15 protein-coding genes are annotated in these 15,712 nt (G+C 53.9%); 14 read left to right on the top strand and 1 reads right to left on the bottom strand.

Going from position 1 to position 15,712, the window contains the following annotated elements; translation table 11 throughout:
• Nucleotides 1-7: 7 nt before the first annotated feature.
• From ACT3RP_RS09480 to ACT3RP_RS09465, 4 genes are all read left to right on the top strand, one after another.
• Nucleotides 8-343 (top strand): PilZ domain-containing protein, encoded by a 336-nt coding sequence (locus ACT3RP_RS09480; protein WP_193062629.1) that lies wholly within the window; start codon nt 8-10, stop codon nt 341-343.
• Between the two features lie 72 nt (nt 344-415).
• On the top strand, nt 416-1,246 hold the full coding sequence (locus ACT3RP_RS09475) for a TatD family hydrolase (protein WP_444671766.1): 831 nt from the start codon (nt 416-418) through the stop codon (nt 1,244-1,246).
• A 38-nt stretch (nt 1,247-1,284) separates the two neighbouring features.
• Nucleotides 1,285-1,857, top strand: coding sequence for a DUF1285 domain-containing protein (locus ACT3RP_RS09470; protein WP_483393698.1), 573 nt, complete (start codon nt 1,285-1,287; stop codon nt 1,855-1,857).
• The gene (locus ACT3RP_RS09465) at nt 1,854-4,064 is read left to right on the top strand and encodes an ATP-dependent helicase (RefSeq protein WP_483393697.1); all 2,211 of its coding nucleotides are present in this window, start codon (nt 1,854-1,856) and stop codon (nt 4,062-4,064) included. The genes ACT3RP_RS09470 and ACT3RP_RS09465 overlap by 4 nt, the downstream gene beginning before the upstream one ends.
• 74 nt (nt 4,065-4,138) lie before the next feature.
• Here ACT3RP_RS09465 and ACT3RP_RS09460 read toward each other — a convergent pair whose 3' ends face one another.
• Nucleotides 4,139-5,803, bottom strand: a complete 1,665-nt coding sequence (locus ACT3RP_RS09460; RefSeq protein ID WP_441672820.1) for an electron transfer flavoprotein-ubiquinone oxidoreductase — start codon at nt 5,801-5,803, stop codon at nt 4,139-4,141.
• A 476-nt stretch (nt 5,804-6,279) separates the two neighbouring features.
• Between ACT3RP_RS09460 and ACT3RP_RS09455 the strand changes: the two genes are divergently transcribed.
• The 10 genes from ACT3RP_RS09455 (at nt 6,280) to ACT3RP_RS09410 (ending at nt 15,711) form a co-directional block, all read left to right on the top strand.
• Nucleotides 6,280-7,029, top strand: a complete 750-nt coding sequence (locus ACT3RP_RS09455; RefSeq protein ID WP_441672583.1) for an electron transfer flavoprotein subunit beta/FixA family protein — start codon at nt 6,280-6,282, stop codon at nt 7,027-7,029.
• Between the two features lie 54 nt (nt 7,030-7,083).
• On the top strand, nt 7,084-8,010 hold the full coding sequence (locus tag ACT3RP_RS09450; protein WP_483393696.1) for an electron transfer flavoprotein subunit alpha/FixB family protein: 927 nt from the start codon (nt 7,084-7,086) through the stop codon (nt 8,008-8,010).
• A gap of 104 nt (nt 8,011-8,114) precedes the next feature.
• Nucleotides 8,115-8,726 carry a superoxide dismutase gene (locus tag ACT3RP_RS09445; RefSeq protein WP_483393695.1) on the top strand — a complete coding sequence of 204 codons (612 nt, stop codon included), beginning with the start codon at nt 8,115-8,117 and terminating at the stop codon, nt 8,724-8,726.
• A 250-nt stretch (nt 8,727-8,976) separates the two neighbouring features.
• On the top strand, nt 8,977-9,198 hold the full coding sequence (gene nrdH / locus ACT3RP_RS09440) for a glutaredoxin-like protein NrdH (RefSeq protein ID WP_096280553.1): 222 nt from the start codon (nt 8,977-8,979) through the stop codon (nt 9,196-9,198).
• 13 nt (nt 9,199-9,211) lie between these two features.
• A complete protein-coding gene (gene nrdI, locus ACT3RP_RS09435; RefSeq protein WP_441672589.1) occupies nt 9,212-9,646 on the top strand; it encodes a class Ib ribonucleoside-diphosphate reductase assembly flavoprotein NrdI in 435 nt (144 codons plus the stop codon).
• Nucleotides 9,628-11,823: a class 1b ribonucleoside-diphosphate reductase subunit alpha gene (gene nrdE, locus ACT3RP_RS09430; RefSeq protein ID WP_441672591.1), complete on the top strand. Its 2,196-nt coding sequence runs from the start codon at nt 9,628-9,630 to the stop codon at nt 11,821-11,823. Before nrdI ends, nrdE begins: the two co-directional genes overlap by 19 nt.
• Nucleotides 11,824-11,897: 74 nt before the next feature.
• A complete protein-coding gene (gene nrdF / locus ACT3RP_RS09425; protein WP_441672593.1) occupies nt 11,898-12,869 on the top strand; it encodes a class 1b ribonucleoside-diphosphate reductase subunit beta in 972 nt (323 codons plus the stop codon).
• A 46-nt stretch (nt 12,870-12,915) separates the two neighbouring features.
• Complete coding sequence (locus ACT3RP_RS09420; RefSeq protein WP_441672595.1) at nt 12,916-13,320, top strand: NUDIX hydrolase; 405 nt, start codon at nt 12,916-12,918, stop codon at nt 13,318-13,320.
• Between the two features lie 208 nt (nt 13,321-13,528).
• Nucleotides 13,529-14,311: a DUF3450 domain-containing protein gene (locus ACT3RP_RS09415; RefSeq protein WP_441672597.1), complete on the top strand. Its 783-nt coding sequence runs from the start codon at nt 13,529-13,531 to the stop codon at nt 14,309-14,311.
• Nucleotides 14,308-15,711: a MotA/TolQ/ExbB proton channel family protein gene (locus tag ACT3RP_RS09410; protein ID WP_441672599.1), complete on the top strand. Its 1,404-nt coding sequence runs from the start codon at nt 14,308-14,310 to the stop codon at nt 15,709-15,711. The genes ACT3RP_RS09415 and ACT3RP_RS09410 overlap by 4 nt, the downstream gene beginning before the upstream one ends.
• Nucleotide 15,712 lies beyond the last annotated feature (1 nt).

The raw sequence follows: 15,712 nt of genomic DNA, 5'->3' as shown, positions 1-15,712 counted from the left end.
GGTCGCTATGACAGCTCAGAAAGCGCTATCACTCAACGTCCCCGATGTAGCAACGCTGCTCTCTGCATACATGCCTTTTCTGAACCGCGGCGGCATCTTTATTCCCACGCTAACGCCTTACACGATGGGCCAGCAGGTTTTTTTATTACTCACGCTGCCGGGCGAAAGCCAGCGTCGCTCGGTGACTGGCCAGGTTGCATGGGTATCACCTGAAGGCGTTAGCGGGCAACGTATTGCTGGTATTGGCGTGCACTTTAGCCCGCACGCTTCATCCGTACGTGAACGGATTGAAACGCTGCTTGCCGGCCAGTTAGATAGCGTCGCGCCCTCGTTCACGCTCTGAATAATACTTCTCTGAATAACACAGCTCTGAATAACACTGTTTAGCTTCTTTTCCTTCGCTGCCGAGACCCGCATGTTTGTCGATTCCCACTGTCATCTAGATCGTTTATCCGACCAGACCCATGGAGGCGATCTCGCCGCCACCTTGGCGGCTGCGCGCGCTGCCCACGTTAGTCAGTTCCTGGCCGTTGCGGTCAACTTAGATGATATGCCCGCGCTAGCGGCGATAGCGCGTGATCATCAAGATGTAGCGATTTCGGCTGGCCTGCACCCGCTGCATACGCCCGAAAGGGAGCCCAGCGTTGAGGATATTAAAGACGCCGCTGAGCAATACGGCGCGGTAGCCATCGGTGAAACGGGCCTGGATTATCACTACCGCGATAGCGTTGCGGTTGAAATTCAGCATGAGCGCTTCAAGCGTCATTTGATTGCCGCGCGAGAGCTTGCCCTGCCGGTGATTATTCACACGCGAGAAGCCAAAGAGGAAACCCTGGCCCTGCTGCGAGAGTATAGCGACCCTCAAGTGGGCGGTGTATTACACTGCTTCACTGAGGACTTAGCGATGGCGCGTGAAGCGGTGCGGCTAGGCTTTTATATTTCCCTCTCGGGTATTATTACTTTCGGTAATGCAGCGGCGCTGCGAGAGCTGGCCCGCCAGCTGCCGTTGGATCGCTTGCTTATTGAAACCGATAGCCCTTATCTGGCGCCAGTGCCTCATCGTGGCAAGCCCAACCAGCCTGCCTGGGTAGTGGCCGTCGCCGAGTGCATTGCTCAAGAACGGGGCATCAGCGTTGATGAAGTCGCGATGCAAACCACCGCGAATTTTTATCAACTTTTTCGTGCGGCCGCACCTGATACTCCCGCACATGTTAAAGAGGCGCTGGCAAAATCGGGGCTTGTGTAGCCCGTTAGAGCCATCGGCATGATTAAACGAGGTGGGTAATGAATATTGATCGATTGATACAGCAGCGCGATTCAGCAGAAGAAAATGCCAGCGCTATCCCTCCTTTAGATGAGTGGCATCCAGCGCTTTGCGGTGACATGAATCTAAGTATTCATGCTGATGGCACCTGGTGGCACGAGGGGCGGCCGTTTGCCCGCACCAAGGTGGCCCGTTTGCTAGCAACGTTGCTGCGCCAAAATGCCGATGGCTACTGCTTAGTGACGCCAGTTGAGCGCTGGCGCGTCCAGGTTGAAGATCTTCCGCTGGTCGCCGTTGAAGCTGACTTTCATGACGATGCCTGGTGGTTCACCACCCAGTTTGATGACGTCGTTCGCTTAGATGCCGACCATCCGCTTAGCGTTACTTTAAACTCCCAGGGTGAGCGGGTGCCGCAGCTGCCGGTACGTTTTGGGCTAGCCGCACGGCTGCATCGCAACGTCTACTATCAGTTGGTTGAGGCCGCAGAGGCCCGCGATGTTGGCAATGGCGTGACCGAGATTGGCTTAGTCAGCGCCGGGGGCTGGTTTGCGCTGGGCCAGCTGGACGATGATTCAACAGGCGAGGCGCCGTGAAGTTAACCGCTGAACAGCAAGCCGTTGTTAATCATAGTACTGGGCACGCGCGGGTAGCGGCCGTGGCGGGGGCAGGCAAGACCACAACTATGGCTGCCCGAGTGCTGTATTTATTGGCCAGCGGTGTGCCGTCCAAGCGTATTTTGGTGCTAATGTTTAACCGCTCTGCGAAAGATGATTTTCAACGTCGTTTAGCGTCGATGGCGCCCGCCGGGCAAATGCTGCCTGATGTTCGAACCTTCCATTCGCTGGGTCACCGCTTAACGCAAAGCCTATGTCGCTGGGGTGCGCTAGCCTCACGTCATTTGTTATCTGCCGATTGGCAGTTAGAAAGGCTACTTCGTCAAGCGAGCCTTAATGTGCTGCGTGATGCCGTCGAGCGCCGTGATGCTGCCCTGGAAGGCGACCGGCTTGAAACCCTGGCGCACTTTTGTGGCTTAGTGAAAGCGGAAATGATAACGCCCGAGGCGCTTTACGAGCGGCTTAATTTGGATGCCGATACCGACTATTTTCCGGCCGCTTTTGTCGAAGCAGAGCGGCTATTAGAGTCAGAAGCTGTAATGACGTATGCCGACTTGCTTTATCGACCACTGCAGGCTTTAGAGGCGGATAGCGCGCTACGGGATCGCGTTGAAGGGTTTCTCGATCACGTCATTATTGATGAATATCAGGACATTAACGCCGCGCAGCAGCGTCTTTTATCCGTGCTCGTTGGTACTCACGCCAGCGTGATGGCCGTCGGGGATGCCAATCAGTGTATCTATCAGTGGCGCGGTGCCAAGCCCGATACCATGCTAGAGAATTTTACCGCCACTTTTGGCGATGCTACCGACTATCCGCTCTCGACTACCTTTCGCCACGGCCATGCCCTGGCGCTGGCCGCTAATCATGCTATCGCCACTAATCAGCGTCGCCCTAACCAGCTGTGCCTCGCCGCACCCAATAATCCAGAGACCCGGCTGCTAGTAGGTCAAGGTAGCCGCTTGCTACTTGATGCGTTGATGGACTGGCAGGCCCAGGGGCGGGCGCTTAATGAAACCAGTTTGCTGGTGCGCAGCTGGGCGTTGTCGGTGCCGTTTCAACTGGCGTTGTTACAGGCCGGGATTCCGTTTCGCCTTCAGCGAGAGGATCGATTTGTCTTTCGTCTGCCGCTGGTGCAGGCGCTGGCGGGCTATTTAAAGCTATCACGCCGTCCCGGTCTTCTGCGTGACCCACAGCAGCTCTTGTTACTGCTTTCCCAGCCGACCCCGTTTGTTGCCCGTGAGCGGCTGCAGCGCCTAGCCCAACAGCTGGCCGCTACTCAGCAGTGGCCAGAGCGGCATGAGCCGATGCTGACAGAGTTGAAGCCAATCCAGCGCCGCACGTTAAAAAAACGCTGGGTGCTGCTGTGTGAGTTGCCTCAACTGGGTGCTTGGCCGCCAGCAAAGCTGTTAAGGCATGTCGTCGACAGCATTGACGCGGAAAAAACGCTCAAGAGGGCCGCCGCGCGTCGCGACAAGGGCGAAGAGGACGTTCGGCTTCTTGACGTGCTGATTGAGCAGGCGCAGAGCGTCCAAGATCCCGATGCCTTTATCGAGCTGCTAGAACGCCCGGTAGAGAATCAGGCGGGTGGCGTGCTTATTAGTACCGTACATGGCGCCAAAGGGCTGGAATGGCCACTGGTTGCTGTGGCCGGTGTCAATGAGGAAGATTTTCCCCACTACAGTCGCGATAATCCACTCAGCGACGAGCGCTTAGAGGAGGAGCGGCGGCTTTTCTACGTGGCGATTACGCGGGCTCAAGAGCAACTGTTAGTACTTCATGATGGTGGCGCCCATCGTCCTAGTCGCTTTATTGCTGAAAGCGCTTGGCAGGACAGTATGCGCGTGGCGTCTTGCTTGGCGAGCAGCAGTGCGCCAGCGACTTCGTTGCAGGTGACTTCGGTTGGATTGGTTGAGCGCTATTTAATGCGCTTAGGTCGTGACGATATTGTGCTTGCCGCGGCGCAGGTTGAAGAGGCTAAAGCAGCGTATGTTGCAGGCACGCATTTTTATCCCGGTCAGCGGCTTTTGCATGCGGTGTTTGGGGAGGGCGAGATCGCGGCAGTAGAGGGAAATACCAGTGATCCGGTCATTGATGTGCGCTTTGATCAGGCCGGACGGCGGCGGCTTATTGCACGTCGTGCGCCCATTGAACTGCTGGAAACGCCGCAACAATCCGTGCTGTGATAGCGTGGCGAGACAGCACGCATGCTCAGCGGGTTACGGCTATGCGCTAGCCGTAACCCGGCTGATGGTATGGATTACATATTGGGGTAGTTAGGCCCACCGCCGCCTTCTGGTGCCACCCAGGTGATATTTTGCGCAGGGTCTTTAATATCGCAGGTTTTGCAGTGCACGCAGTTCTGAAAGTTAATCTGAAAACGTGGCTGTCCAGCGCTATCCTCAACCACTTCATAGACACCGGCCGGACAGTAGCGCTGTGCCGGTTCAGCGTACTTTGGTAAGTTGTCGCGGATCGGTAGCTCCGGGTCATCCAGGTGCAAATGACACGGCTGGTCTTCTTCATGGTTGGTGTTCGACAGAAACACAGAGGAAGGCTTGTCGAATGAAAGCTTACCGTCCGGCTTGGGATAGTTGATCTTTTCAAACTCAGCCGCAGGTTTTAAAGCCCCATAGTCAGTGGTGGTATCGTGCACGTTAGGCAGCTTATTGCCCAGCAGCTGATGCGCAAAATTATACGCGCCACCGCCCACGGTGCCGTATTTGTGGATCGCAGGGCCGAAGCTGGCGCTTTCCTTCAGCTCTTGATAGGCCCAGCTGGCTTCCCATTTCTGAGTAAAGCTGGTTAATTCCTGCGCGCCTTCATCACCACCTTTGATTGCTTCAAATACGCTCTCTGCCGCCACCAGGCCGGACTTCATGGCGGTATGCAGGCCCTTAATTTTAGAAAAACTGAGGGTGCCCGCATCACAGCCGATGAGCAGGCCGCCTGGAAAGGTCATTTTAGGTAGGCTATTTAGCCCCCCTTTGGTGATGGCTCTGGCACCGTAAGCAACCCGCTTGCCGCCTTCTAAATACTGGCTAAGCACCGGGTGGTGTTTCATGCGCTGAAACTCATCAAACGGCGACAGCCATGGATTCTGATAGCCTAAATCCATTATCAAGCCCACCACGACCTGCTGGTTTTCCGCGTGATAGAGAAACCAGCCGCCGTGGGTGCTCTTATCTAGCGGCCAGCCTGAACCGTGTACTACTAGCCCGGGTTCATGCTTATCAGCAGGCACGTCCCATAGCTCTTTTAAGCCAATGCCGTAATGCTGAGGGTCACGTCCTGCATCTAACGAGAAGTCTTTGATTAAACGTTTGCCTAGGTGGCCGCGCGCGCCTTCTGCAAACAGCGTGTATTTGGCGCGCAGTTCCATGCCGGGCATATGGCCATCTTTGGGCGTGCCGTCGGCGCTGACGCCCATATCACCAATAAGGATGCCGCGCACGGCGCCATCTTCAACAATAACCTCTTGAGCAGCGAAACCTGGGAATATTTCAGCGCCCAACGATTCGGCCTGCTCGCCCAGCCAGCGGCATAGATTGCCCGCGCTAATAACGTAGCGTGGCTGCTCGCTGCTGGTGTTATGCATGCTCTTAGGCACGAGCGCATTAGGCACTTTCTGTGCTTTTTCGGCGTCTTTCAGTAAGAAAACATCGTCGCGAATCGCCGGGGTCGTCAGTGGTGCGCCACGCTCTTTCCAGTCCGGGAATAGTTCCATTAGTGCGCGGGGTTCAAACACCGCGCCTGACAGAATATGCGCGCCAACTTCGGAACCCTTTTCCACCACGCAGACCGTGAACTCTTGCTCTGCATCGTTGGCCTGTTGCATCAGGCGGCAAGCAGCGGCAAGTCCGGACGGGCCGGCGCCGACAATGACGACATCGAAGTCCATTACATCGCGTTCAACAGTTTCCACCCGGTTTCTCCTTATTCTCGTTAAGTGCCGCCGATTACTGAAACTAGCTGACAAGAGAGCTGGTGCATAAAAGGCTGGCCTTAATTTAAAACGGTCGTTTGCTTCTGGTTGTTGCTCATCATAGGCATAATACCTGTGTCACGTCACGCCTACGATGGCTAAAGCAGCTTTTCTCAACGTTGTGACGCGTTGTTTTGCAGCCCTAATATCCAGGTCTGAACCAGCGGCTATTGTTGCTAGCCGCTAGGCTGTGGCAAATTGGTAGCGTTTTTCAACGGTGTGACAATCAAACGCGCACATGAATTTTAGGGCGTGGCTCGGCTATTAGCGCCTAGCGGCGCCTAGGTTAAGTGTTTCAAGGCGGTATTTGCTAACAAGGCGGTATTAGATAGCACGTTAGTATTTGATAGGAGGTGCCTGCTTGGCGGGTGCTGTCTCTGATTAACGGCTTTTATGACAAGACAAGCGAGGAATCTATGAAAGTACTCGTCGCGGTTAAACGCGTCATCGACTATAACGTTAAAATTCGCGTTAAAGCGGATCATTCGGACGTTGATCTGACGAATGTCAAAATGGCCATGAACCCCTTCTGCGAAATTGCCGTGGAAGAGGCGGTGCGTCTAAAAGAGAAGGGCGTGGCCACGGAAGTGATCGCTGTCTCCGTTGGTCCCAAAGCTGCCCAAGAGCAGCTGCGTACTGCGCTGGCGCTGGGCGCCGATCGCGCTATTCATATTGAAACTAATGAGCGTGCGGAATCGCTGGCGGTCGCCAAACTGCTGGCCAAGGTGGTCGAAGAAGAGCAACCCGGCCTGGTGATTCTCGGCAAGCAGGCGATTGATACCGACAATAACCAAACCGGCCAAATGCTCGCCGCGCTGACTGGCTTGCCTCAAGGCACGTTTGCCTCTGAAGTGGCGGTCGACGGCGACAGCGTTAGCGTCACCCGTGAAGTCGACGGCGGTCTGCAAACCATCGCCCTGACGCTACCTGCCATCGTCACCAGCGACCTGCGTCTCAACGAGCCCCGCTACGCCAAGCTGCCCGACATCATGAAGGCCAAGAAAAAGCCGCTGGGTGTTAAAGCCCCCGCCGACTATGGCATTGAGGTGGCCTCCAAGGTCAGCCTGCTCAAAGTAGAGTCGCCCGCTGAGCGTAAGGGCGGTGTCAAAGTTGCCTCGGTAGACGAGCTGGTCGACAAACTGAAAAACGAAGCCAAAGTTCTTTAAGGTCGGTTATTGACCCCCGTACTTTAAATAAACGCTTTGAAAGGAGCTGATTCTATGAGCATTTTGGTACTTGCCGACCTTCACGAAGGCCAGTTGGCCGGGGCCACCGCTCACGTGGTAGCGGCCGCTAAAGCCATCGGCGGCGATATTGAGGTTCTCGTTGCCGGTGAAGGCGTTCAAGCCGCCGCTGAGGCTGCCGCTAAACTGGATGGCGTGAGCAAGGTGCGCGTGGCCGACCACGCGGTCTACGCCCATCAGCTAGCCGAGCCCATGGGCGCGCTGCTGGTTGAGCTGGCCGGTGATTACACCCACGTTCTCGCCAGCGCCTCCACTACCGGCAAAAATGTGCTGCCCCGCCTAGCCGCGTTAAAAGATGTTAGCCAGCTTTCTGACATTATTGCCGTCGAAAGCGCTGACACCTTCAAGCGCCCAATTTATGCTGGCAATGCGATTGCCACGGTGAAAAGTGACGATGCGCTGAAAGTAATCACTGTACGCACCACCGGCTTTGATGCCGTGAGCGAAGGTAACAACGCCTCTGTGGAAGCGGTCGATACGGTGGTTGAAAACAGCCAGTCCCGCTTTGTAAAAGAAGCGCTGGCCCAGTCAGACCGCCCCGAGCTAGGCGGCGCCAAGGTGGTGATCTCTGGCGGTCGCGGCATGGGTAATGGCGAGAACTTCAAGCTACTCGACGGCATTGCCGACAAACTAGGCGCGGCGATTGGCGCGTCACGTGCAGCGGTAGACGCAGGCTTTGTGCCCAATGACATGCAGGTCGGTCAAACGGGCAAGATCGTCGCACCGGACTTGTACATTGCGGTGGGTATTTCTGGCGCGATTCAGCACCTGGCGGGTATGAAAGACTCCAAGGTGATCGTTGCGATCAACAAAGATGACGAAGCGCCGATCTTCCAAGTGGCCGATTACGGCCTGGTCGGTGATCTGTTTGAGATCCTGCCTGAGCTTGAGAGTAAGCTGTAGGTGCTAAGATAAAGAGTAAGAAAACCACTTCGGTGGTTGAAAATCTGCGGGCTGACCGCATATCAGTAGTGTAAGCAACGAAAGCCACTCAAGGAGATGATGATATGGCACATACATTACCCGAACTGCCGTACGCATATGACGCTCTCGAGCCAAACATCGATGCGATGACGATGGAAATTCATCACTCTCGTCACCATCAGACCTACATCACTAACCTGAATGCCGCGCTAGAAGGCACAGGTCTTGAAGATGTTCCCGTTGAAGAACTGGTTGCTAGCCTGGATCGCGTTCCAGAAGCCAAGCGCCAAGCGGTTATCAACAATGGCGGCGGCCATGCCAACCATTCTATGTTTTGGCAGATGCTGTCGACCAACGCTGGTGGTAAGCCGCAGGGTGATGTTGCTAAAGCAATCGACGCTGAACTGGGTGGCTTAGAAGCTTTCCAGGAAGAGTTCAAGAAAGCGGCGGTTGGTCGTTTTGGCAGCGGCTGGGCGTGGCTGTCTCTGACGCCCGAGAAGAAGCTGGTAGTGGAAAACACGTTGAATCAGGATAGTCCGCTGATGCACGGCAATACGCCGCTGCTCGGTCTGGATGTTTGGGAACACGCCTATTATCTGAAATACCAAAATAAGCGTCCTGACTACATTGCCGCGTTTTTTAACGTTGTGAATTGGGAAGATGTTGAGCGTCGCTACCAAGCAGCGATTAGCTAATACGGCAGTGATTTACTAGCAACGTTTGCTCGTAAAGCTGTGAAAAACCGTCCACTTTTTAGTGGGCGGTTTTTTCGTTATGGGGCGCAGAGTTAGCGCTGAATTGTCAATACAACTAAAAAGAAAAATACCACATGTGCTTGAATTGATTTTTAAGTAGTCTATATATAGTATCTATGGTGCCTTTGAGAGGGGAGAGGCGCTACATGTGCTCTATCCTAAAAATGCCGCTTTGAACAGGGGAATATCCATGGAAATTCAGATTTATAGCAAGCCTGCGTGTGTGCAATGTACGGCTACCTATCGTGCGCTTGATAAGCAGGGCCTTGAGTATAAGGTTATCGATATTACGGCGGAGTCTGGTGCACAAGAAGAAGTCGAAGCGCTTGGCTATCGCCAGCTTCCTGTCGTCGTTGTAGGTGAAGATCACTGGTCGGGTTTCCGTCCTGATCGTATTCAAGCACTGGCCTAGATAGATCATTGTCATGCTGGCAAATTGTGCAGAAATATCGGTAGCCGGCACGTTGGTTTATTTCTCTACCAAGTCAGGCAATACCCGTCGCTTTGTAGAAAAGCTTGGTTTCGCCGCAACGCGGCTACCGCTGAATAGAGATGAGCCTGCTGTACGCATCGACCAGCCCTTTATTTTAATTACGCCTACCTATGGTGGTGGCGGAGCGCAGGGCGCAGTGCCAAAGCAAGTCATTCATTTTCTCAATGATGCACATAACCGTCACTTCCTGCGGGGGGTAATTGCAGCGGGAAATACTAATTTTGGCGATGCGTATGGTCTAGCTGGCCGTATTATTGCGAAAAAGTGTAGCGTCCCTCTGCTGTATCGGTTCGAACTTTTTGGCACCGACGATGACGTCGCCAATGTCCGCAAAGGAGTAGTAGCGTTTTGGAAACGACAAGCGTAGCCACAAAAAACTCAGTCACACAAAACGGGGCAGAAGCAAAGCGGCCAGCGGCGGCTTCTGAGACACGTACTCTGGATTATCATGCGCTTAATGCCATGCTCAACCTGTACGGTGCCAATGGCGAACTGCAGTTGAGCAAAGACCGCGAGGCGGCGAGGCAGTATTTTTTACAGCACGTCAATCAGAATACGGTTTTCTTCCACTCGCTGGAAGAAAAGCTAGATTACTTGGTTGAAGAGCAGTATTACGAAGCCGAAATGCTTGCGCAGTACAGCTTTGCCTTTGTAAAAGCGCTGTTTGAACAGGCCTATGCGTACAAATTTCGCTTTCCCAGCTTTTTGGGCGCTTTTAAGTATTACACCAGCTATACCCTGAAGACGTTTGACGGCAAGCGCTACTTAGAGCGCTACGAAGACCGTGTCTGCATGGTGGCGTTGACGCTTGCACGCGGTGAAGAAGCGCTGGCCAAGTCGCTAGTGGATGAAATCATCAGCGGACGTTTTCAGCCCGCCACGCCTACCTTTTTGAACTGCGGTAAACAGCAGCGTGGCGAGCTAGTGTCGTGCTTCTTGCTGCGTATTGAAGACAATATGGAGTCAATTGGTCGGGCGATTAACTCCGCGCTGCAGCTCTCTAAACGCGGCGGTGGTGTGGCCTTTTTGCTCACCAATATTCGTGAGTCTGGAGCGCCTATTAAGCGTATAGAAAACCAGTCGTCGGGCATCATTCCGATTATGAAGTTGCTGGAAGACGCCTTTTCCTACGCTAATCAGCTAGGTGCCCGTCAGGGGGCGGGGGCAGTGTATCTTAACGCCCACCACCCGGATATCCTGCGCTTCTTGGATACCAAGCGAGAAAATGCCGACGAGAAAATTCGCATCAAAACGCTGTCGCTGGGCGTGACGATTCCGGATATTACCTTTGAACTGGCTAAGCGCAACGACGACATGTACCTGTTCTCGCCCTACGATGTAGAGCGTGTTTACGGCGTGCCGTTTGGTGATATCAGCGTCACCGAGAAGTATCACGAAATGGTGGCGGATGCGCGTATTCGCAAGCACAAAATTAATGCGCGAGCGTTTTTCCAAGTATTGGCTGAGCTGCAGTTTGAGTCGGGCTATCCGTATATTATGTTTGAAGACACGGTCAACCGGGCTAACCCGATAGCTGGCCGTATCAATATGAGTAACCTTTGCTCTGAGATTCTTCAGGTTAATACGCCCACCGAATATGACGAAGACCTCGGCTATCGCCATGTAGGTCAAGACATCTCGTGTAACCTGGGCTCGATGAATATCGCCAAAGTGATGGACGCGGGCGATATCGGTACCAGCGTAGAAATTGCTATCCGTGGCCTCACGGCCGTGTCGGAAATGAGTAATCTACGCAGCGTGCCTTCTATTGCTGAAGGCAATGCGCAGTCGCGGGCGATAGGCTTGGGTCAAATGAACCTGCACGGCTATTTGGCGCGGGAGCATATTTATTACGGCTCTGATGAAGGCTTGGATTTTACCAACCTGTATTTCTACTGCGTGGCTTTCCATGCCATCCGCGCGTCTAATCGCTTAGCCATTGAGCACAGCGGCACTTTTGCAGGCTTTGCAGACTCTACCTACGCTTCGGGCACCTTCTTCGATAAATATACCGATCAAGCGTGGCTACCGCGTACTGATAAAGTCCGTGAGCTGTTTGAGAAAAGCGGGATTACCTTGCCGAATCAGCAGGATTGGCAGGAGCTGAAAACATCGGTCATGGCACACGGTTTGTATAACCGTAACTTGCAGGCTGTGCCGCCTACTGGGTCGATCTCTTACATCAACAATTCCACCTCCAGTATCCATCCGGTGGCGGCGAGAATTGAGATTCGTAAAGAGGGCAAGCTTGGCCGTGTTTATTATCCAGCGCCGTTCCTGAATGAAGCTAATTTTGACTATTTCCAGGACGCCTATGAAATTGGTCCGGAAAAAATCATTGATACCTACGCCGAAGCTTCGCAGCACGTTGACCAGGGCCTATCACTGACGCTGTTCTTCCCGGATACTGCCAGTACGCGTGATATCAATAAAGCGCAGATTTACGCCTGGCGTAAAGGCATCAAAACGCTTTACTACATTCGTCTGCGTCAGAGCGCGTTAGAAGGCACCGAAGTGGAAGGCTGTGTTTCGTGCACGCTGTAACCAGCAAAGCGCTTTGCGCCCCGTGTCTATTATTGAACGCTACGGTTTGCTAACCGAGCTTTGAGAGCACTGCCATGAACACCATGCAACGTTTGTCGCGGGTTGACGCGATTAACTGGAATCGGCTTCAGGATGATAAAGACCTGGAAGTCTGGAACCGCTTAACCAGCAATTTCTGGCTACCCGAAAAGGTGCCGCTTTCTAACGATATCCAGTCGTGGAATACACTGACTCAGCAAGAGAAGCAACTGACAATTCGAGTATTTACCGGCCTTACGCTGCTGGATACCATTCAAAGCAGCATTGGTGCGCCGGTGCTGATGGAAGACGCGCGTACGCCTCACGAAGAGGCGGTTTATACCAACATCGCCTTTATGGAGTCGGTGCATGCGCGCTCCTACAGCTCTATTTTCTCTACGCTTTGCGCCACGCGCGATGTTGATGATGCGTTCCGGTGGAGTGAAGAGAACCCCACACTGCAGGCAAAATCTCAGCTGATCCTAGAGCGCTACCGCTCTGATGATCCGTTGATGCGTAAAGTGGCCAGCGTTTTCCTTGAGTCGTTTTTGTTCTACTCCGGCTTTTACCTGCCTATGTACTGGTCAAGCCATGCCAAACTGACCAATACCGCCGACTTGATTCGTTTGATCATTCGCGATGAAGCGGTTCATGGATACTACATCGGCTACAAGTTCCAGCAGGCATTGGCTGAAGCGGCACCGGCACGACAGCAAGAGGTGAAAGATTACGCTTATGAGCTATTGCTGGAACTGTACGATAACGAAGTGCGCTACACAGAGTCGCTGTATGACGAGGTAGGCTTGAGTGAAGATGTTAAAAAATTCCTTCATTACAACGCCAACAAAGCACTGATGAATCTAGGGTTTGAGCCACTGTTTCCCAGCAGTGTCACTGATGTTGACCCTACTATCATGGCCGCGCTGTCACCCAATGCCGATGAGAATCATGACTTCTTCTCAGGCTCAGGCTCTTCTTATGTGATTGGTAAAGCCGTCGCCACTGAAGACGACGACTGGTCATTTTAATATAGCCACGTACTAGAGATGCAGCGACAGGTATAAAGGAGGGGGCATGCCAAACAACTCAGCGAACGTTTTAAAAATTGCTGCTGCGGTGGTGAGCGATCTCGATGGGCGTTTATTATTAGTGCGTAAGCAGAGCACTCCCTTCTTTATGCAGCCTGGTGGCAAGATCGATGCGGGTGAAACAGCGCTAGAAGCGCTGTGTCGTGAGCTAAAAGAGGAACTGGGCTTGAGTGTGAATAGTGAGGAACTCTCTCCATTAGGTATACACACTGCTCCCGCGGCCAATGAGCCGGGCATGATGCTAAAAGCGCACCTGTTTAGTCTTGTTATTGATGAACCTGTTGAAGCGGCTGCTGAAATTGCCGAAGCAAAATGGGTAACTCGTGAAGAAGCTTGGCAGCTTACGTTAGCGCCGCTGACAAGAGAGCATATCGTTGCAGATCACTCATAATGATTTTTTGCTGAAAGGCGCCAATAGGCGTCTTTTTTTATGCGCGCTCGGTGGGCAAAATCATCTAATTGTTAATGATAAATATTGTCATTAATTCTATTAATGGTAGGCTATGCATCGTAAAAGATGAACGCAAATCGTTCTAATACCTAATTAGTTTTTAGTCGGGCGGCAGCAGTTGCCCGCTACTCAGTGACGGAGAGTCGACGTGCTGAACAGGCCTTTCTTTGCTTTGCGTGGATGTTGGCTAGCAGGAGTGCTGGCCAGTAGTGCGCTAATGACAAGTGATCAAGCAGTGGCTCAAGCGGCCCAAAGTGTACAAGCCCAGCAAACCCAGGCAGCTCTCCAGGAACAGATAGATGCCGCTGATGAGCAGACGCGCGCTCAGTTAGAAGAGTTGCGCCGTTTAGAGCGTGAAAGCCGGCAGTTAACGACTGATAATGTCTCCTTGGCCGGACGTTTAGCCTCAGAAGCCGAGCGTCAGCAGCGCCTTGCTACCGCGTTAGATACCCTTGAAGAAACCCGTGCAGCGCTTCCCGTGATTGAACAAAATATGTCCGATCAGCTAAGCCAATGGATCGAAAGTGATCTGCCATTTCTACGCGATGAGCGCCTAGCGCGCGTTGAACGCCAACAAGATGAGCAGGGCGCGGATACCATTGAGCGTATTGGCGGGCTGCTTGAAGCGTGGCGCGTTGAGCTTAATTACGGGCGCGAAATCGACAGCTGGCGCGGCCGTTTGCAACAAGATGGGCGTGAGCGGGAAGTGGACTTCTTGCGTATTGGACGTATCGGCTTTTACTACCTGACACCGGATGGGCGTGAAGGTGGCGTTTGGAATGCAGAAGACGCCGCATGGCAGGCCCTGGATGATGCCTACCTGCGCGAAGTGCGCAACGGGCTGCGCATGGCGGAAGACCAGCGTGCCCCTGACCTATTAACCTTGCCGCTCTCGATCAGTGCCAGTGAACCGCGGGGAGAGCATCCATGAGCCGTTTTTGCTTAATTACTGATTACCTATCGACGCATCGGTTATCCCTTCGCCGACTATCACTTCGCCGAGTTGGCTGTGCTTGTGCCCTAGTGGGGTTGGTAGCGGTCAGCGGCGTTTCAATAGCGCAGACTGATAGCACTACCTCGCTGCGCGAGGCCCGCGAGGCCGCCGAAACGCGTGATCAACAGCGGCTAATGGGCTTTATAGACGATCAGGAGGCATTGGAGTCTGCGCTGGAGCAAGCGCGGACCGAAAATGAAGAGGCTCAGCAGCAGTATGAAACGCTACAGGCGCAGCAGGCAGAACAGGCGCAGCAGGCCAGTGAGTTAACTGAGCGTCAGTCTGAACAGGGTGAGGCAATGTCCGGCTTGCTGGCGAGTCTTGCTCAGCACAGTGCGGATATTCGCAATGAGCTAGGCGGTGACAGCCTTCTGGCAATAAGTGAAGACGCACTGCCGCCGCGCTTGGATAATGTGGAAGTGTTGGAGCGCCACCAGTTAGAAAACGTGGTGGATCGGCTAGCCGCATTGACCGCCAGCACAGGGCGCGCGGAGCGCCTTGAGCTAGCGGTGGCGGACGCGAATGGCGACATAGCGCCTCAAGCCGTTGTGCGGCTTGGCGATTTTGCTATTTTTAGCGCGTCTGAATTGCTCCAGCGCAGCGAGGGAGACGGCGGTTTGGCGGTGTTGCCTCGTACTCCACGGCAAATTGGTGCGCTATTGCCTGCTTATTTTCAGGACGAGAGTCGTGTGTTCGCCGTTGACCCAACCCAGGGCAGCGTGCTGCAAGCACTCGCTCAGCAGCCCAGCTTATGGGAGCGTTTTCAGCAGGGCGGCTATGTGGGATATGTCGTTGTGGTGCTCGGTATTATTGGCCTCGTGGTTGGCCTAGGGCAGTACGCGTATCTGGTGCTGGTGAGCATGCGCGTGCAGCGTCAGCGCCAATCGCTAAGCCAGCTGCAAACCAATAATCCGCTAGGGCGTGTACTGTTGCGCTTTGAGGGTATGGATAAACATCAAACCTCCGAGGCATTGGAGGCGCGCTTAGACGAAGCGGTGTTGGCTGAACTGCCGAGGCTCGAGCGAAGCCAGCCCATGGTTAAGCTGCTGGCGGCTATTGCGCCGTTACTCGGTTTGCTGGGCACCGTGACCGGTATGATTGTGACCTTCCAGGCGATTACCGTCTTTGGTACCGGTGACCCCCAGCTAATGGCAGGTGGGATTAGCCAAGCACTAGTTACCACCGTGCTTGGCCTCATTACAGCGGTGCCACTGCTCTTTGTGCAGACCGCGCTTGCTGGTCGTAGCCGCTATTTAACGCATGTGATCGAAGGGCAGGCGAGTGCGACATTGGCCGACCACCTTGAGACTCACGCGCCTGCTCATACGGTGACTTAAC

This window comes from Halomonas sp. AOP5-B2-8 (genome assembly GCF_052376475.1).
Taxonomy (GTDB): domain Bacteria; phylum Pseudomonadota; class Gammaproteobacteria; order Pseudomonadales; family Halomonadaceae; genus Vreelandella; species Vreelandella casei.
This window is presented reverse-complemented; position numbering and strand designations above follow the sequence as displayed.